The sequence below is a fragment of the Pseudomonas sp. 50_B genome, from assembly GCF_017491625.1.
GTDB classification, from domain to species: Bacteria; Pseudomonadota; Gammaproteobacteria; order Pseudomonadales; family Pseudomonadaceae; genus Aquipseudomonas; species Aquipseudomonas danubii.
This window is the reverse complement of the sequence record NZ_JAFGYX010000018.1, coordinates 26,463-45,111: the sequence shown is the minus strand read 5'-3', so window position 1 is coordinate 45,111 and position 18,649 is coordinate 26,463. Positions and strand designations below refer to the sequence as shown.

Annotated in this window: 14 protein-coding genes; 11 read left to right on the top strand and 3 right to left on the bottom strand. The window is 60.0% G+C overall.

What is annotated here, in order from left to right:
- Positions 1-177 precede the first annotated feature (177 nt).
- A complete protein-coding gene (pdxB, locus tag J5M73_RS22805) occupies positions 178-1,320 on the top strand; it encodes a 4-phosphoerythronate dehydrogenase PdxB (RefSeq protein ID WP_102863787.1) in 1,143 nt (380 codons plus the stop codon).
- Positions 1,321-1,395: 75 nt separating this feature from the next.
- Here pdxB and J5M73_RS22800 read toward each other — a convergent pair whose 3' ends face one another.
- On the bottom strand, positions 1,396-1,575 hold the full coding sequence (locus tag J5M73_RS22800; RefSeq protein WP_102863786.1) for a PA1571 family protein: 180 nt from the start codon (positions 1,573-1,575) through the stop codon (positions 1,396-1,398).
- A 259-nt stretch (positions 1,576-1,834) separates the two neighbouring features.
- Between J5M73_RS22800 and J5M73_RS22795 the strand changes: the two genes are divergently transcribed.
- Complete coding sequence (locus tag J5M73_RS22795) at positions 1,835-3,613, top strand: ABC transporter transmembrane domain-containing protein (protein ID WP_180988585.1); 1,779 nt, start codon at positions 1,835-1,837, stop codon at positions 3,611-3,613.
- Positions 3,614-3,748: 135 nt separating this feature from the next.
- Here J5M73_RS22795 and J5M73_RS22790 read toward each other — a convergent pair whose 3' ends face one another.
- Entirely contained in the window at positions 3,749-5,677 is a 1,929-nt protein-coding gene (locus tag J5M73_RS22790; RefSeq protein WP_207816205.1) for a transglycosylase SLT domain-containing protein, read from the bottom strand.
- A gap of 213 nt (positions 5,678-5,890) precedes the next feature.
- Here J5M73_RS22790 and J5M73_RS22785 point away from each other — a divergent pair, with 213 nt between their 5' ends.
- The gene (locus J5M73_RS22785; protein ID WP_207816200.1) at positions 5,891-7,810 is read left to right on the top strand and encodes an ATP-binding cassette domain-containing protein; all 1,920 of its coding nucleotides are present in this window, start codon (positions 5,891-5,893) and stop codon (positions 7,808-7,810) included.
- An 87-nt stretch (positions 7,811-7,897) separates the two neighbouring features.
- Here J5M73_RS22785 and J5M73_RS22780 read toward each other — a convergent pair whose 3' ends face one another.
- Entirely contained in the window at positions 7,898-8,335 is a 438-nt protein-coding gene (locus J5M73_RS22780; RefSeq protein ID WP_047302975.1) for a universal stress protein, read from the bottom strand.
- 101 nt (positions 8,336-8,436) lie between these two features.
- Here J5M73_RS22780 and J5M73_RS22775 point away from each other — a divergent pair, with 101 nt between their 5' ends.
- The 8 genes from J5M73_RS22775 (at position 8,437) to J5M73_RS22740 (ending at position 18,649) form a co-directional block, all read left to right on the top strand.
- Entirely contained in the window at positions 8,437-8,874 is a 438-nt protein-coding gene (locus J5M73_RS22775) for a hypothetical protein (protein WP_102863782.1), read from the top strand.
- Positions 8,875-9,433: 559 nt separating this feature from the next.
- A complete protein-coding gene (fadB, locus tag J5M73_RS22770) occupies positions 9,434-11,581 on the top strand; it encodes a fatty acid oxidation complex subunit alpha FadB (protein ID WP_102863780.1) in 2,148 nt (715 codons plus the stop codon).
- Positions 11,582-11,609: 28 nt separating this feature from the next.
- Positions 11,610-12,785, top strand: a complete 1,176-nt coding sequence (gene fadA, locus J5M73_RS22765) for an acetyl-CoA C-acyltransferase FadA (RefSeq protein ID WP_102863779.1) — start codon at positions 11,610-11,612, stop codon at positions 12,783-12,785.
- Between the two features lie 100 nt (positions 12,786-12,885).
- Positions 12,886-13,122 carry a DUF1653 domain-containing protein gene (locus tag J5M73_RS22760; protein ID WP_102864102.1) on the top strand — a complete coding sequence of 79 codons (237 nt, stop codon included), beginning with the start codon at positions 12,886-12,888 and terminating at the stop codon, positions 13,120-13,122.
- A gap of 114 nt (positions 13,123-13,236) precedes the next feature.
- Entirely contained in the window at positions 13,237-15,849 is a 2,613-nt protein-coding gene (gene topA / locus J5M73_RS22755) for a type I DNA topoisomerase (protein ID WP_102863778.1), read from the top strand.
- A gap of 165 nt (positions 15,850-16,014) precedes the next feature.
- Positions 16,015-16,539, top strand: coding sequence for a DUF6586 family protein (locus J5M73_RS22750; protein WP_102863777.1), 525 nt, complete (start codon positions 16,015-16,017; stop codon positions 16,537-16,539).
- A 50-nt stretch (positions 16,540-16,589) separates the two neighbouring features.
- Entirely contained in the window at positions 16,590-17,633 is a 1,044-nt protein-coding gene (locus tag J5M73_RS22745) for a hypothetical protein (protein ID WP_102863776.1), read from the top strand.
- Positions 17,633-18,649 (top strand): hypothetical protein, encoded by a 1,017-nt coding sequence (locus J5M73_RS22740; protein WP_102863775.1) that lies wholly within the window; start codon positions 17,633-17,635, stop codon positions 18,647-18,649. Before J5M73_RS22745 ends, J5M73_RS22740 begins: the two co-directional genes overlap by 1 nt.

Here is an 18,649-nt window from a genome sequence, read left to right as displayed (position 1 = left end):
TCCATAGGCGTGTTGCGCGGGACGCGACAGTCTACGCGTTGACACTCTGGTCAGGAAAAAATCCAGTGTTGTGGATTTGTAATGGCCGGCCGCGGGGAAATGAGCGCTCGACCTCAAGCCGCGCTGGCTCGGCCTGTCATCTGCGCCTACACTGCGGCTCCGCACGAGGAGCCAGCCATGTTGATTGTTGCCGACGAAAATATTCCCCTGATCGAAGAGTTCTTTGCCGGCTTCGGCGAGATCCGGCGTTTCCCCGGGCGTGCCATTGATCGGGCGACCGTGGAGCAGGCGGATGTGTTGCTGGTGCGCTCGGTGACTCAAGTCGATCGCCAATTGCTGGAAGGCAGTCCGGTGCGGTTTGTCGGCACCTGCACCATCGGCACCGATCATCTGGACCTGGATTACTTCCAGCAGGCGAGTATCAGTTGGTCCAGTGCGCCGGGCTGCAATGCCCGTGGCGTGGTGGATTATGTACTGGGCAGCCTGTTGACCCTGGCCGAGATCGAAGGGGCGGACCTGGCTCAACGCTGTTACGGCGTGGTGGGGGCTGGTGAAGTCGGCGGACGCCTGATCAAGGTCCTGCGCGGTCTGGGTTGGCAAGTCCTGGTCTGTGACCCGCAGCGACAGGCAGCGGAAGGCGGCGACTACGTCAGCCTGGAGCAATTGATCGAGCGTTGCGACGTCATCAGCCTGCACACGCCACTGGCTCGGCATGGCGAGCATGCCACCTGGCACCTGCTGGATCGCCAGCGCTTGAACCAGCTCAAGCAAGGTACCTGGCTGATCAATGCAGCCCGTGGCCCGGTGGTGGATAACCAGGCACTGCGTGAAGTGTTGCTGCAGCGTGAGGATTTGCAGGCGGTGCTGGATGTCTGGGAAGAGGAGCCGACAGTGGATCGCGAGCTGGCGGACCTGTGCGTGCTGGCCACGCCCCATATCGCCGGCTACAGCCTGGATGGCAAGCAGCGTGGCACGGCGCAGATCTACCAGGCCTACTGCCGCTTCCTTGGTCAGGCCGAACAGGTCAGCCTGGCCACATTGCTGCCGGCGCCCTGGGTGCCGCAAGTCAGCCTGAATGCCAATGCCGATCCGGCCTGGGCCTTGGCGATGATCTGCCGGGCGGTGTATGACCCGCGCCGTGATGATGCGGATTTTCGCCGTAGCCTGGCGGATGATGTCGCTCAGCAACGCAGCGCCTTCGACGGCCTGCGCAAGCATTATCCGGAGCGTCGCGAGATCGACGGGCTGCAGGTGCGGATTCAGGGTGATTCGCCAGCCCTGAGCCAGATCGTTCGGGCCCTGGGCGCCAGCGAAGTCTGAACCCGTTCAAGCAGTATTGCGCGGGCATAAAAAACCCGGCCGTCTGGCCGGGTCAAGAGGACATGAGGCTGAGTGTCAATCTTGCCGAGCAGGCTTGACCAGTCGCTTTTCCAGCTCGCGGCAGGCGTTCTGGATCATTTCTTCAGTAATAGGTACTTCGCGACCCTGGGCGTCGATGATGGCACACCCCAGAGACTGGTTCGGCTGGGTACGGATTACTTGAATCTTGTCATTGCTGCTGTGTTGCAAGGACATGGCCTGTCTCCTCATCAGGTTGTGTGCTTACTCTAGAATGGCCGGGTGACCAAGCTGTTACAGACCGCCGCAAGGGCTGGCCCGGCGACTTCACTCCAACAGAAATGCCCGGGGAGTGCCAGCCACGGATTAGACCGATAATCTCTAGGCGCTAGTGTCAGCGGTCATAATCAACCTGACTCATTGTGATTTAGCAAAGTTCCTGCGAATTCCTCTCGTTGCCGCCGCTGCAACGGGTCAGTCGCCGGTGCGTCAATGGATGAACTGCATGCTCTCTTCTCGTCACCGCCGGGCGTTGCATCTGGCCAGCCGTTTTATCGCTCCCTACCGTTGGCAGGCGCTCGGCGCCCTGTTGGCATTGATTGTTACTGCGGGCATCACCTTGTCCATGGGGCAGGGGATTCGCCTGTTGGTGGACCAGGGGTTCATGACCCAGTCCCCGCATTTGCTGAACCAGTCCATTGGCCTGTTCCTGCTGTTGGTCCTGGCCCTGGCGATAGGCACGTTCGTGCGTTTCTATCTGGTGTCCTGGATCGGCGAGCGCTGCGTGGCGGACATCCGGCGTCAGGTGTTCAATCACCTGATCTACCTGCATCCCGGCTTCTACGAGAACAATCGCAGTTCGGAGATCCAGTCGCGGCTCACGGCGGACACCACCTTGCTGCAGTCGGTGATCGGTTCTTCGCTGTCGTTGTTCCTGCGGAATGCCCTGATGGTGTTGGGAGGGATCGTCCTGCTGTTCGTCACCAACCCCAAGCTCACCAGCATCGTGGTGGTGGCCTTGCCGCTGGTGCTGGTGCCGATCCTGATTTTCGGCCGCCGGGTGCGCAGCCTGTCGCGCTTGAGTCAGGACCGGATCGCCGATGTCGGCAGCTATGTGTCCGAGACGCTGGGGCAGATCAAGACGGTCCAGGCCTACAACCACCAGGCCCAGGACGAGCAGCGCTTTGCCGTGACGGTGGAGCAGGCCTTCGATACCGCGCGCAAGCGTATTGTCCAGCGCGCCTGGCTGATCACTCTGGTGATCGTCCTGGTCTTGGGCGCGGTGGGGGTGATGCTCTGGGTAGGAGGCATGGATGTGATCGCCGGGCGTATTTCCGGCGGTGAGCTGGCGGCTTTCGTGTTCTACAGCCTGATTGTCGGTAGCGCCTTTGGCACCTTGAGTGAGGTCATTGGCGAACTGCAGCGCGCTGCCGGAGCTGCGGAGCGGATCGCCGAACTGCTGCGGGCGGAGAACATTATCCAGGCGCCCAGTAGCGGTCTGGTGAGCTTGCCGGCACGTGTGCAGGGCGATCTGGAGTTGGACGGCCTGAGCTTTTCCTATCCGTCAAGGCCGGACCGCTACGCCGTCGATGGCCTTAGCCTGAAGGTTCAGGCCGGAGAAACCCTGGCGTTGGTCGGGCCGTCGGGGGCAGGCAAATCCACCCTCTACGATCTGCTGCTGCGTTTCTACGACCCGCAGCAGGGGCGGATATTGCTGGATGGGGTGCCCCTGACCCAGCTCGATCCGCTGGATCTGCGGCGCTGTTTTGCCCTGGTGTCGCAAAGCCCGGCGCTGTTCTACGGCAGCATCGAAGAGAACATCCGCTATGGCAATCCTGGTGCCACCCTGGCCCAGGTCCAGGAGGCGGCGAAGATCGCCTATGCCCACGAGTTCATCGAGCAGATGCCAGAGGGTTATCAGACTCACCTGGGGGATGGCGGGCTGGGACTTTCTGGCGGACAGCGGCAACGCCTGGCAATTGCTCGAGCGCTGTTAGTGGATGCGTCGATCCTGTTGCTGGATGAGGCCACCAGCGCCCTGGATGCGCAGAGTGAGCATCTGATTCAGCAAGCCTTGCCCAGTCTGATGAAGAACCGCACCACCCTGGTGATCGCCCATCGCCTGGCCACGGTGAAGAATGCCGACCGGATTGCGGTCATGGATCAGGGCAGGCTGGTGGCGGTAGGTACTCATCAGCAACTGATCGCCAACAGTCCGCTCTATGCGCGATTGGCGGCCCTGCAATTCAACGACGGCCCTCAGGCATCTGCGTAGGAGCCGGCTTGCCGGCGAAAGCGGCCATCAAGCTGGTGCTGAGTCCGAAGGCCTCTTTGCCGGCATGCCAGCTCCCGCAATGGGTGGCCGCCCAATAAAAAGCCCGCGTCGCTGCGGGCTTGTAGAAGGCTGGCCTCACTGATCGTCGAAGTAGCGCTCATGCCAGTCCACCAGCGGCTGCGGTGAGTTGAGCTTCTGGCCGTAGATCACCGAGTAGGACAGCACGTTCTGCACATACTGGCGGGTTTCGTCGAAGGGAATGCTTTCCACCCACACGTCGAAACTCAGGTGGTCGGCGCCCTTGAGCCATTGCCGCACCCGTCCAGGACCCGCGTTATAGGCAGCAGATGCCAATACCCGGTTGCCGTTGAACTGGCTGTGGACCTGGCTCAGGTACGCCGCGCCCAATTGGATGTTCTTGTCCGGGTCCAGCACTTGCTGGGGAGAGGCCAGGGGAATGCTGAACTTGCGCGCGGTTTCCTTGGCGGTACCAGGCATCAGTTGCATCAGGCCGCTGGCGCCCACGTGGGAACGGGCATCGTCCATGAAGGCGCTTTCCTGGCGGGTGATGGCGAACACCCAGCTGGAATGCAGGCCGCGGACCTTGGCTTCGCGCACCAGGGTGTCGCGGTGAGCCATGGGGAAGCGGATGTCCAGGTCATCCCAGTACTGGGCCTGGCTGATGGTGCGAATGGCCGGGAAGTACCATTTCAGGTCGTAGGCCAGCCTGGCCTGGGCCACCATTTCGTCACGGTTGAAGTGCCGGCTGACGTGGTACCACTCACGGCGCCCATCGACGATCTGACCCCGGGCATGGAATTCCAGGGCGCGACGCACGCCCGGAGTGTTGCGCACTTTGTTGATGACTGCCTGGCTCAGCATCAGCGGCTGGTTGTTCAACTGATAAGGGGCCTTGGCGTGATCCGCGGCGAGGAATCCGTAGAAGTCACGCTCCCGGGCCAGGCCTTTGAACAGCGCCAGGGCCTGGGGGTTCTTCGGTTGGGCCAGCTCCAGGCTGCGCGCCTGCCAGTAGCGCCAGCGGTTGGTGCTGGCCAGGTCCTGAGGCAGCTTGCGGGTCAACTGGTAGGCATCTTCCCAGCGCGCCAGACGCAGTAGCAGGCGCAGGCGCCATTCGGAGACGGTGTTGTCCCGCAGCTCTGGGTCGTACTTGGTCATGACGTCCAGGGCGCGGCTGTCGAAGCGCCGGGCCAGGGTCAGGCCGATTTCGCGGGCAATGGCCACTTTTTCGTCACGTGAGAAGTGCATGCTGCTGGCATAGCCGTCCAGCAGGGCCATGGCCTTGTCCGGGTCCTGGCGAGCCAGTCGGCGCAAGCCGAGGCCGACCACGTCGGACATCGCCTCATCGGCGGGCTGGAAGCGCGAAGGCTGGCTCAGCAGCTCCGGCTTTTGTGCCACGTCCACCAGCAGACGGCCCTGGGGCGCGAGGGTGGTCATGCTCTTGACCAGGCTGTTGGCCAGGGGGTAGTTGCGGGCTTCGGCCGCCAGCTTGGCCCGCTGCCAGCGCTTCTGTTCGGTCAGTTGGCCTTCAGCGGCCCATTGGGCGAACAGCGCGTCACAGGCGGCCGGTTGGGATTTGCCGGTCAGCCAGAGCTTTTCGGTAGCGGCGTAGCCTTCGGCCTTGAGATTGTGTCCCAACTGGTACTGGCCGTTGAGGCAGTCCAGCTCGGTGAAATTGAGTTTCGGGTCGTAGTACTTGGTGAAGGTCGCCCAATCGCCGCGTTCCGCCAGCCAGCGCAACCAGCGCAGTTTCATCCAGTTGGCCTGGGGCAGATCGCCATGTTCGGCGAGGAATTTCTCGATCTCGGCGTTGCTGGCGCTCTTCAGGCGGGCCGTAAGTTCGTCATAGGCCAGGTACGGTTCCAGTGGGTAGTCGCGCAGGGCATCGGCATAACGGAAATAAGGGCCTGAATCGCCCTTGGCCAGAGCGCGTTTGGCCTCGTCGTAATACCGGCGTTGTTGGGTCAGGTCCGCCGCCTGGGCGGATTGGACGGCAGTGGCGGAAAGAAGCAGACAGGATAAAAGGCTGAAAAGGCGACTGCGCATGAGACATCCGGGCAGAGAAATCATGACAAGTGCCGACAAGGCCAACACTGATTGTTCACTAGCTTAGCCTTTTGCCAGCAACCGGTGAAAGCTTTGCCGAGCCCTTGGCATCAGTTGGCAACAAAAGTGCCTTCGGGGTTGCCGGTGGCGAAATAGCGGGCCTTCTGAGGGCGCAAGTCAGGTAGAATGCGCGCCCGGTTTTTGGAGAAGAACATGACCCTGCTCAAATTCAGCGATGTGTCCCTTGCTTTCGGCGCCATGCCGTTGTTGGACAAGGTGTCCTGGCAGATCGCCCGTGGTGAGCGGGTGTGCATCATCGGCCGTAACGGTACTGGCAAATCCAGCATGATGAAGCTGGTCAAGGGCGATCAGAAGCCCGACGACGGCTCCGTATGGCGCGCACCCGGTCTGAAGATCGGCGAATTGCCTCAGGAACTGCCTGTGGCCGACGAGCGGACCGTGTTCGACGTGGTTGCCCAGGGCCTGGACGGTGTCGGCGAGCTGCTGGCCCAGTACCACCACCTGAGCCAGAACATTGTCACCGACGCCGATCTGGAAAAACTGATGCACGTCCAGCACGACCTCGAAGCCCGTGACGGCTGGCGCCTGCAGCAACTGGTGGACAGCACTCTGAGCCGCCTGCAACTGCCAGCCGACAAGACCCTCGCCGAGTTGTCCGGTGGCTGGCGGCGTCGCGTGCTGTTGGCGCAGGCCCTGGTATCCGAGCCGGATCTGCTGCTCCTCGACGAGCCGACCAACCACCTGGACATCGGCGCCATTGCCTGGCTGGAAGAGGCGCTGAAGGATTTCCAGGGCGCGGTCCTCTTTATTACCCACGACCGTTCCTTCCTGCAGAGCCTGGCCACCCGCATCCTCGAACTGGATCGTGGCGGCCTGATCGATTGGAACGGCGACTACGCCAGTTTCCTGGTGCACAAGGAAGCCATGCTGGCGGCGGAAGAAACCGCCAACGCGCTGTTCGACAAGCGCCTGGCCCAGGAAGAAGTGTGGATTCGCCAGGGCATCAAGGCCCGGCGTACCCGTAACGAAGGCCGCGTGCGTGCGCTCAAGGCGCTGCGCGTGGAGCGCAGTGAGCGTCGCGAGCGTACCGGCAAGGCCAACATTCAGCTGGAAACCGCCGACAAGTCTGGCAAGCAGGTAATGGTGCTGGAGAATGTCAGCTTCGCTCACCCGGACGGCCCGTTCCTGGTCAAGGACTTCTCCATGGTCCTGCAGCGCGGCGATCGCATTGGCCTTCTGGGCGCCAACGGCACCGGCAAGACCACCTTGCTCAAGCTGATGCTCGGCGGTCTGGTGCCGAGCAGCGGCAAGGTGGAAGAGGGCACGCGGATCGACGTGGCCTACTTCGACCAGTTGCGCCACCAGTTGGACCTGGAAAAGACCGTGATCGACAACGTTGCCGAAGGTCGCGACTTCATCGAGATCGATGGCCAGAGCCGTCACGTGCTGAGCTACCTCGGTGATTTCCTGTTCAGTCCGCAACGTGCCCGTACGCCAGTCAAGGCCCTGTCCGGCGGTGAGCGTGCCCGTCTGTTGCTGGCCAAGTTGTTCAGCAAACCGGCCAACCTGCTGGTGCTCGACGAGCCGACCAACGACCTCGATGTGGAAACCCTCGAGCTGCTGGAAGAAGTGTTGCTGACCTTCCAGGGCACCGTGCTGATGGTCAGCCACGACCGGGCCTTCCTCGACAACGTGGTGACCAGCACCCTGGTCTTTGAAGGCGAAGGCAAGGTTCGCGAGTACGTTGGCGGTTATCAGGACTGGTTGCGCCAGGGTGGCTCGCCGCGGCTGCTGGGGGTTACCGAGAACAAGTCCGGCAAGGCCGAACTGAATTCCGCCGTGGTTGCGCCGGTGCAAGCCGCAGCGCCAGCCCCCGTGCAAGAGGCTCCGGCGAAGAAGAAGCTCAGCTACAAATTGCAGCGTGAGCTTGAGGCGCTGCCGGGGCAGATCGATGCCATGGAACAACAGATTGCCGGGGTCGAGGCGGAGATGGCTGATGCCGGTTTCTATCAGCGCCCTGCGGCTGAAACCGCTGCGGTCATTGCCCGGCTGGAGCAGTTGAATGCCGAGCTGGAGCAGATGGTCGAGCGCTGGGCCGAGCTGGATGCCTGAGTGACCGGTGTTTGATAAAAAAGCCCGACTTTAGCGTCGGGCTTTTTTTCGGAGCAGTGACCGGTCTGGTAACTGTCGGGTGAGGGCTTAGCGTTTGGCCAGGTGCACAGCCAACACGTCACACGGTGCGCCGTGCAGGACGTCATTGGCGGTGGAGCCCAGCAGCAGGGCCAGGCCATGACGGCCGTGGCTGCCCACCACAATCAGATCGCATTCCTGTTCCTTGGCCAGGTGATGTATTTCCTGGCGCGGTTGTCCATAGGTCAGGTGACTGTATTCCTTGGTCAGCTCCGGGTACTTGTGGATCAGCCGGTCCAGGCGTTCCCTGGCCTGATCGAACTGTTGCTGCTGCAGCTGCGAAAGATCCATGGGCACGTCACCGCCGAAGGCCATGGCCATGGGTTCGACGATGTGCACCAGGGACAGCTTGGCTCCATTGCTCACCGACAGCTCGCGAGCACGGTGGATAACAGGATCGCACTCTTCGGTTAAATCTACGGCGACCAGAATATGGTGGTAGGACATGAGGCGCTCCTCCTGAGGATTGCAATAGCTTCAAGTATGGCTGGTTTCAAGCGGGTTGGTTCCACCCAGGCCCCGCTCATCTAAAAATCGAGAGTACTGATATGACGGTCTGGATAGTGGTGTCAATCCTTGCGGTGGTTCTGAGCCCGTTGGCGTGGCTGCGGCCCTCGCGCCGCCAGAGCGGCTTGATCGCCCTACGCCTGGAGGCGCGGCGCATGGGGTTGGCCATGCAACTGGCGCCCCAGGAATGGCCGCACTGGTTGGGGCAGGAGCCGCCCAATCCTTGCCCGCAATACCACCGGCCGAGGCGCAGCGCACAATCGGCTTGCTGGAGTTACTGGCAGATAGCCCCTGGTAGCTGGGTCAACCAGTGGCGTGAACCCTGTGTCGATGAGTCGCTGCTCCAGCATCTGCAGAGCTTGCCGCCAGGGGTCTTCAAGGTTGAAGCGGACAAGCAACTGATCGCCCTGTACTGGAGCGAGCGCGGCGAGGCCAGTGTCTTGCAGGATATCGCCTCGGTGCTCAAGGCCTTGGCCTGAAGTCATGGGGGGGGAGGGCGCCCGCGGCAATCGTGGGCGTTTGGCAATAAAAAGCCCGACTCAGCATCGGGCGGGATGGCCAGGCAGGCCGGTAATCTCGTTTGAGCCACCCTGGGGTGGCTTCTTGCTGTCTGGGCTGTGCCCCTATTTGATAAAACTTTCTGACCTTTTCTTCAGATATATCTCCAGCTTAGTCGCTATCGTTCCCTGTGGGCTGACGATTTAGGGCGATTTTTCTAAATATTGATCCTATGAATGGCGATGAATGCAGGGGTGTGTTGATCATCTGGGGAGCAGTGAAGTGACCGCAAAGTCGCGTTTCAAACAGCGTTTTGTACGATTGACAATTGCCGGATTTTCCCTGAATGTGGCGTACCCAAATCAAACGGGCGTATGAAATGAGCGTTTGTATCTCAGGCGGCTCTATACAGAATCCCGACTATCGCGTTGGCGGGTGTGCCTGGCGGATTGGCGTTAGCATCGACGGTGACGTTAGTGCCAAGCCAGAAGTCAGCGTCCGACGTGTACTGTTCAGCTTCCATATCGTGGAGATCAGTTGATGATTTACGAAGGTAAAGCCATCACGGTTAAGGCTCTTGAAAGTGGCATCGTCGAATTGAATTTCGACCTCAAGGGTGAGTCCGTCAACAAGTTCAACCGTCTAACCCTGAATGAATTGCGTCAGGCTGTTGACACCATCAAGGCAGATGCTTCGATCAAGGGCGTGATCGTCAGCAGTGGCAAGGACGTATTCATCGTCGGCGCCGACATCACCGAGTTTGTCGATAACTTCAAGCTGCCGGATGCCGAGCTGGTGGCAGGTAACCTCGAAGCCAACAAGATCTTCAGCGATTTCGAAGACCTCAACGTGCCGACCGTTGCCGCGATCAATGGCATCGCCCTGGGCGGCGGCCTGGAAATGTGCCTGGCGGCGGACTACCGCGTCATGGCGGCCAGCGCCAAGATCGGCCTGCCGGAAGTCAAGCTGGGCATCTACCCGGGCTTCGGCGGTACCGTGCGTCTGCCGCGCATCATCGGTGCCGACAACGCCATCGAGTGGATTGCCGCCGGCAAGGAAAACCGTGCTGAAGACGCGCTGAAAGTCGGTGCCGTCGATGCTGTGGTTGCTCCCGATAAACTCAAGGACGCCGCTCTGGCCCTGGTTAAGCGCGCTATTTCCGGCGAGTTCGACTACAAGGCCAAGCGTCAGCCGAAGCTGGAAAAACTCAAGCTCAACGCCATCGAGCAGATGATGGCTTTCGAAACCGCCAAAGGTTTCGTCGCCGGTCAGGCAGGCCCGAACTACCCGGCGCCTGTTGAAGCGATCAAGACCATCCAGAAGGCCGCCAACTTCGGCCGCGACAAGGCTCTGGAAGTGGAAGCCGCCGGCTTCGTCAAACTGGCCAAGACCTCTGCCGCACAAAGCCTGATCGGTCTGTTCCTGAATGATCAGGAACTGAAGAAAAAGGCCAAGGCCTACGATGAGATCGCCAAGGACGTGAAGCAGGCCGCAGTACTCGGCGCCGGCATCATGGGCGGTGGCATTGCCTACCAGTCGGCCTCTAAAGGCACGCCGATCCTGATGAAGGACATCAACGAACACGGTATCGAGCAGGGTTTGGCGGAAGCTGCGAAACTGCTGGTCGGTCGCGTTGATAAAGGCCGCATGACTGCCGCGAAAATGGCTGAAGTGCTCAACGGCATTCGTCCAACCCTGTCTTACGGGGACTTCGGTCACGTCGACCTGGTGGTCGAGGCGGTGGTCGAGAACCCTAAGGTCAAGCAAGCGGTATTGGCTGAAGTCGAAGGTCAGGTCAAAGAAGACACCATTCTGGCGTCCAACACTTCGACCATCTCCATCAGCCTGTTGGCCAAGGCCCTCAAGCGTCCGGAAAACTTCGTCGGCATGCACTTCTTCAACCCGGTGCACATGATGCCTCTGGTGGAAGTGATCCGCGGCGAGAAGTCCAGCGAGCTGGCCGTTGCCACCACCGTTGCCTACGCCAAGAAAATGGGCAAGAACCCGATCGTGGTCAACGACTGCCCGGGCTTTTTGGTCAACCGCGTTCTGTTCCCGTACTTCGGCGGTTTCGCCAAGCTGGTCAGCGCCGGTGTGGATTTTGTGCGCATTGACAAGATCATGGAAAAATTCGGCTGGCCAATGGGCCCGGCGTACCTGATGGACGTGGTCGGCATCGACACCGGTCACCACGGTCGTGACGTGATGGCTGAAGGCTTCCCGGATCGCATGAAGGACGATCGTCGTTCGGCCGTGGACGTACTCTACGAAGCCAAGCGCCTGGGCCAGAAGAACGGCAAGGGTTTCTATGCCTACGAAACCGACAAGAAGGGCAAGCAGAAGAAGGTCGCTGATCCGTCGGTGCTGGAAGTGCTCAAGCCAATCGTCTACGAGCAGCGTGAAGTCACTGACGAAGACATCATTAACTGGATGATGATCCCGCTGTGCCTGGAAACCGTTCGTTGCCTGGAAGACGGCATCGTCGAAACTGCTGCCGAAGCTGACATGGGCCTGGTCTACGGTATTGGTTTCCCTCCATTCCGTGGTGGTGCGCTGCGCTACATCGATTCCATCGGTGTTGCCCAGTTCGTTGCCCTGGCCGACCAGTACGCCGATCTGGGCGCGCTGTACCACCCGACCGCGAAGCTGCGTGAAATGGCCAAGAACGGCCAGAGCTTCTTCGGTTAAGCGCCCACACTAGAGCGAGAGTGAACATATGAGCTTGAATCCTAGAGACGTCGTGATTGTCGACTTCGGTCGTACTCCGATGGGCCGCTCCAAGGGCGGCATGCACCGCAACACCCGCGCCGAAGACATGTCGGCGCACCTGATCAGCAAACTGCTGGAACGCAACACCAAGGTCGACCCGGCGGAAGTCGAGGACGTGATCTGGGGCTGCGTCAACCAGACCCTGGAACAGGGCTGGAACATCGCGCGCATGGCGTCGCTGATGACCCAGATCCCTCACACCTCGGCCGGCCAGACCGTCAGCCGCCTGTGCGGCTCTTCCATGAGCGCACTGCATACCGCTGCGCAAGCGATCATGACCGGTAACGGTGATGTGTTCGTGGTGGGCGGCGTCGAGCACATGGGTCACGTGAGCATGATGCACGGTGTCGATCCGAACCCGCACATGTCCCTGTACGCGGCGAAAGCCTCGGGCATGATGGGCCTGACCGCCGAGATGCTGGGCAAGATGCATGGCATCACCCGTGAGCAGCAGGATGCCTTTGGCGTGCGCTCCCACCAGCTCGCCCACAAGGCGACCGTGGAAGGCAAGTTCAAGGACGAAATCATCCCGATGCAGGGCTATGACGAGAACGGTTTCCTGAAACTGTTCGACTACGATGAAACCATTCGTCCCGAAACCACCCTGGAAAGCCTGGCGGCCTTGAAGCCGGCGTTCAACCCCAAGGGTGGCACCGTGACTGCCGGTACTTCGTCGCAGATCACCGACGGCGCTTCGTGCATGATCGTGATGTCGGCCCAGCGTGCCCAGGATCTGGGCATCCAGCCGTTGGCAGTGATCCGTTCCATGGCGGTGGCGGGTGTGGACCCGGCGATCATGGGCTATGGTCCAGTACCGGCCACGCAGAAAGCCTTGAAGCGCGCAGGCCTGAGCATCAACGACATCGACTTCTTCGAGCTCAACGAAGCTTTTGCTGCACAGGCTCTGCCAGTGCTGAAAGATCTGAAAGTGCTCGACAAGATGAATGAGAAGGTTAACCTGCACGGCGGCGCGATCGCCTTGGGTCACCCGTTCGGTTGCTCCGGTGCACGTATCTCCGGGACCCTGCTCAACGTCATGAAGCAGAATGGCGGCACCTTCGGTGTGTCCACCATGTGCATCGGCCTTGGCCAGGGCATCTCGACCGTCTTCGAACGCGTTTAAGCGTTGGGTTGATGGAAGCCGGGGCCCTGTGCCCCGGTTTTTGTTTTTCTGAAGATTTATTTGTTTTTATTTTGAAAAAAAATTGCACGAGGGCCAGAGCATGCAGTTACAACCCGGGCTCTATCAGCATTACAAGGGGCCGCAGTACCGCGTTTTCAGCGTGGCGCGGCACTCGGAAACGGAAGAAGAAGTAGTGTTTTACCAAGCCCTGTATGGGGATTACGGTTTTTGGGTGCGACCCTTGAGCATGTTCCTGGAGTCGGTCGAAGTTGACGGCGAGCAGGTCCCACGCTTTGCTTTGGTGCAGGCCGAACCCAGTCTTTTTTCACCGACGTAAGTGCAGGTCGCGCAGTACCCTGCGCTTGACCTCACCTTGTTGCCACTATATATAGCGGGGCCGCGTCAGGCGCCAACCGCCTTTCACTTCTCGAATTCAGGAATTTTCTGATCCATGGGCAAATCGCTGGTCATTGTGGAATCCCCGGCTAAGGCCAAGACCATCAACAAGTACTTGGGCAACCAATACGTGGTGAAGTCGAGTATCGGCCATATCCGAGACCTGCCCACCAGCGGTTCGGCGAGCGCCGCCAAAGAGCCAGCCGCCAAGCGTGGCAAGGCCGCTGCGGGCGAAGCCCCGGCCTTGTCGCCGAAGGAAAAAGCGCGCAAGCAGCTGGTTTCACGCATGGGCGTCGACCCCGAGCACGGCTGGAAGGCCAAGTACGAAATCCTTCCCGGCAAGGAAAAGGTCATTGAAGAGCTGCGCCGCCTTGCCAAGGATGCCGACACCATCTATCTCGCAACGGACTTGGACCGCGAAGGGGAAGCCATCGCCTGGCACCTGCGGGAAGCCATCGGCGGTGACGACAGCCGCTACAAGCGCGTGGTGTTCAACGAAATCACCAAGAAGGCGATCCAGGAAGCCTTCTCCCAGCCCGGCGAGCTGGACATTCATCGGGTCAACGCTCAGCAGGCCCGTCGCTTTCTTGATCGCGTGGTGGGCTACATGGTTTCGCCGCTGCTGTGGGCGAAGATTGCCCGTGGCCTGTCCGCCGGTCGTGTGCAGTCTGTAGCCGTGAAGCTGGTGGTGGAGCGCGAGCGCGAAATTCGTGCCTTTATCCCGGAAGAATACTGGGAAGTTCACGCTGATCTGGGCACCGCCAAGGGCTCGAATGTGCGTTTTGAAGTGGCCCGTGAAAACGGCGAGGCCTTCAAACCGCTCAATGAAACACAGGCCATGGCTGCCCTGGAGAAGCTCAAGGCTTCGGCCTACAGCGTCGCCAAGCGCGAAGACAAACCCACCAGCAGCAAGCCGTCGGCGCCATTTATTACCTCCACCCTGCAGCAGGCCGCGAGCAACCGCCTGGGCTTCGGGGTGAAGAAGACCATGATGATGGCCCAGCGTCTGTATGAAGCTGGCTACATCACCTATATGCGTACCGATTCCACCAACCTCTCGGCTGATGCCGTGGCGATGGCGCGGACCTATATCGAAGACGAGTTCGGCAACAAGTACCTGCCGGCCTCGCCCAACGTCTACAGCAGCAAGGAAGGGGCCCAAGAGGCGCACGAAGCGATTCGTCCGTCCGACGTGAACACCCATCCAAGCAAACTGTCGGGCATGGAACGTGACGCTGAGCGGCTCTACGAGCTGATCTGGCGCCAGTTCGTTGCTTGCCAGATGCTGCCGGCGCAATACCTGTCCACTACCGTCAGCGTGGCCGCTGGCGACTTCGAGCTGCGCGCCAAGGGCCGTATCCTCAAGTTCGACGGCTACACCCGGGTCATGCCGCAGATCAGCAAGCCAGGTGATGACGATGTGCTGCCGGACATGGCGCAGGGCGAAGTGCTGAAGTTGATCAAGCTCGATCCAAGCCAGCACTTCACCAAGCCGCCGGCGCGCTATTCCGAAGCCAGCCTGGTGAAGGAAATGGAAAAACGCGGCATCGGTCGTCCTTCGACCTATGCGGCGATCATTTCGACCATTCAGGATCGCGGCTACGTAACCCTGCACAACCGTCGGTTCTATTCGGAAAAGATGGGTGACATCGTCACCGAGCGTCTCTCCGAAAGCTTCTCCAACCTCATGGACTACGGCTTCACCGCCGGCATGGAAGAGAACCTCGATGACGTGGCCCAGGGCGAGCGCGACTGGAAGAACGTCCTTGACGAGTTCTACGGCGACTTCAAGAAGAAACTCGAAGTGGCCGAGGGCGCTGACACCGGCATGCGCGCTAATCAGCCGGTGATGACCGATATTCCGTGCCAGACCTGCGGTCGGCCGATGCAGATTCGTACCGCTTCCACCGGCGTGTTCCTGGGTTGCTCGGGCTACAGCCTGCCTCCGAAGGAGCGATGCAAGGCCACCGTCAACCTGGTGCCGGGCGATGAGATCGCTGCGGACGACGAGGGCGAATCTGAATCCCTGGTACTGCGCGGCAAGCACCGTTGCCCGATCTGCAGCACGGCGATGGACGCTTACCTGCTGGATGAAAAGCGCAAGCTGCACATCTGCGGTAACAACCCGGATTGCGCCGGTTACGAGATCGAAGAGGGCAGCTACCGGATCAAGGGCTATGAAGGCCCGAGCCTGGAATGCGACAAGTGCGGGAGCGAGATGCAGCTCAAGACAGGCCGTTTCGGCAAGTTCTTCGGTTGCACCAATCCGACCTGCAAGAACACTCGCAAGCTGCTGAAAAGCGGCGACGCGGCGCCACCGAAGATGGACCCGGTGAAGATGCCTGAGCTCAAGTGCGAGAAGGTCAACGACACTTACATACTGCGCGATGGTGCTTCGGGTCTGTTCCTGGCCGCCAGTCAGTTCCCGAAAAACCGTGAAACCCGCGCGCCGCTGGTGCTGGAGCTGATCCCGCACAAGGACGAAATTGATCCGAAGTATCACTTCCTTTGCGAAGCGCCGAAAAAGGACCCGGACGGTCGTCCGGCGGTGGTGCGCTATAGCCGCAAGACCAAGGAGCAGTACGTACAGACCGAGGTTGATGGCAAGCCGACCGGCTGGCGTGCGTTCTACGACGGTGGTACCTGGAAGGTCGAAGACAAGCGCTAAGCACTGTTTGTTTCGAGGGGCTTGCTCCTCGATGTAGCGCTGTACAGGGCCGCATGATTCCGTTGGGAGTCATGCGGCCTTTCTTTTGCCTTGCGGTGCGCGGGAGTGATCCTTGAAACTGTGCCGTCCGCATTCGGTTCTCTTCTTGTAGTGGAGGCTGCCTACATGGCCCACGAGCTCTATACCCGTACCAATCAGAAAATCTACTTTGCCGGCCTGGCCCTCGAATCCCTGGCCCGGGCCGAAGAGGGGCGGGCGATGAATGCCCAGGCACAGGTTCAGGCCGGGCGCGAATCGGTGCTGTTCCACCTGTACGGTGCCTTGCTGGGGCTATGCCACGAAATTGCAGGGTTCTACCGGCTACCGCAGGCCAATACTGCGCGGGTCGAGCAGATCCTTAGCCGTGAAGTGCTGGATAGCATTGCGATTCCCGAGCTGGCGGAGCTGGTGGAATTGGCGCAGAGCCCGCAGACCTGGCTGGCGCAACTGCTATCCGCTTACAGCGAACTCTTTCAACCGCCGCGAGCACCACACAAGCCCAAGGGTGATGTGACCCAGCCGCTGATCGTGGCGGTCAATCTGGACGAGGAAGAGTCGGAGCAGGAACTGAGCCGGGAAGAGTTGGAAAGTTGGCGGCAGAATCTCAAGGCCCTGGCCATTCGTTTTCGAGATGGCTTGAACGAGTGTTGAGCCTGAGCGTCGCTTGATGCGCGACGCGTTTAATTGATCAAGGAAGATTTATGTTGTTCTTCTTGCGTGACCAAGCGCTAGTTCGCCTGCTGAGCGATTGCCAGATGCGAGTCATCAACGCTCAGTCCAAGGCGGATCTGCTGGAGGTGCTCGACCGGCTGGAGATATTCCCCGGTGGCCTGGAGTTCGATCATGTGCAGTCAATAACGCTCCTGGTGCTGGCGTTTGCCGCGCTAGCGGCTGGGTTGTTGATGGATGGCATGGGCGGAATGTTCTGGGTGTTTGTGGCTCTTTGTTTCTTCAGCTACCGGGTCAGCAAGGGCGTCTCTGGGGCGTTGACGGATCTGGCGGCGAGCATTACCCGCAAGTGCATGATGTTGGGCAACGACTTGAGCGAATTCGACAGCAGTGCCGACTGGCGCCTGAAGAGACTGGACAACGAGTTCACCGATTACCAGCGGGGCAGCGAGATTGAGCAGCGCCGTATCCTGGACTCGCTCCAGGGGGTGTATCGAGGAGAGCGGCATTCGCTGGCATTCGAGTATCACCATCTACGATATGTGATCTCCAGTCGCGAACGTGAGGCCAGCGGAGGCTTCAGGACGGTTTACACGAACTACCACCGCTACAGTCTGGTGGTGGATTTCCCTTGGGTGAGAGAGATTGCGGTTCGGTCCAGCCCCTTGGAAATACCGCTGTCTGGACAGCCCTTCAAGACCGACCGCGACGATTTCAATCAGACCTTTGTGCTGCGCGGCATTGACCCCGCCCGTTGCGAGCGCTTCGCCACGCTTGCGACGCTGGATCTGTTGATGGGGCTTTCGCGCCAGCTCCATGGGGTCAATCTGGAGTTCTCCAGCCAGGGACGGCTCTGCCTGAGCTTCAACAATGAAGACATCATGGCTTATGCCGATCCGGGGTTGCTGAGTGATCTGGCGGTCTTTCGTGAGCGGATCGAGGCTGGCATCGAGTTGCCGAAGTTGTATCCGTTGTTGGCGCAGATAGAGCGGTTGGCCCAGCAGCACGACGGTCATGTTGTTGCTGCTGTCGTTCCACAGACTTCTGAATCCGGCGAATTGAGCAAGGAAGAATGATGCAGTTTCTCAAGCATGATGCCGAGCTGGTCCGCTTGTTGGCCAACTGCGACGCGGAAGTTGCGCGCGCCAGGTCAAACGAGGATTTGCTGAAGGTTATCGACAAGCTCCGCACTTTCAAAGGTGGGTTGAAATTCGATCATGCCCAGCCCCTGGTGCTGTTGATGCTGGCTATTGCTGCGGCCGTGCCTGCCATGGCTGGTGTGATCCCGATGGTGTTTGTCGCGGCGTGCCTGGGTTTTGCCAGTCTGTACATCTGGATGAGCCGTAAGGCGGTCTTTGACGAGCTACCGAAGAAGATAGCCCGTAAATGTTCGTTCCTCAGTAATGGTCTGTGGGACCCGGGTGGATCAGCTGATGAGCGTTTCAGGCAATTGAGCGGTGAGTTTGATGACTATGACCGTGGCAATGACAGTCGTCGTATCGAGGCTTCGGCCAAGGGGGTCTATCAGGGAGCTCGGCACGAGCTGTCTTTTGTCTTTCACCACCTGCGTTATGTGAACTCTCATATCAAGAAAAAATCCGATGGCGAGTCCGAGCGGGTGTATGAGAGCTTCGATCGCTTCAGTCTGGTGGTGGAGTTCCCCTGGGTGAGGGGCGTGGCAGTGCGCAGCAATCTCCCGGATAAAAAAATTACCAGGCGCAAGGTCTTCGAGACTACCTTCGATGACTTCAACAGGACTTTCATGTTTTGTGGTGAGAGTGAGCTGGCTTGCGCAAGGTTCGCAACGCCCACCACCCTGGTTTTCTTGCTGGGTCTTTGTCGGCAGCTGAAGAATGTGAATCTGGAGTTTTCCAGTCAGGGGCGCTTGTGTCTGAGCTTCGATGATGCCGAAGTCATGGCCTATCAGGACCCGGGAACCCTTGAGGACCTTCCGGGCTTCTACGCAAAGATCAAGCAGGGGCTTAAATTGCCGAACCTTTTTCCGGTTCTGGCCCTCGTGCATGAGTTGGCGGAGTTGCAGGACAACAATTTCGAGCTTCCGCTGACAGTCACCGATGATATGGAGCAGTAG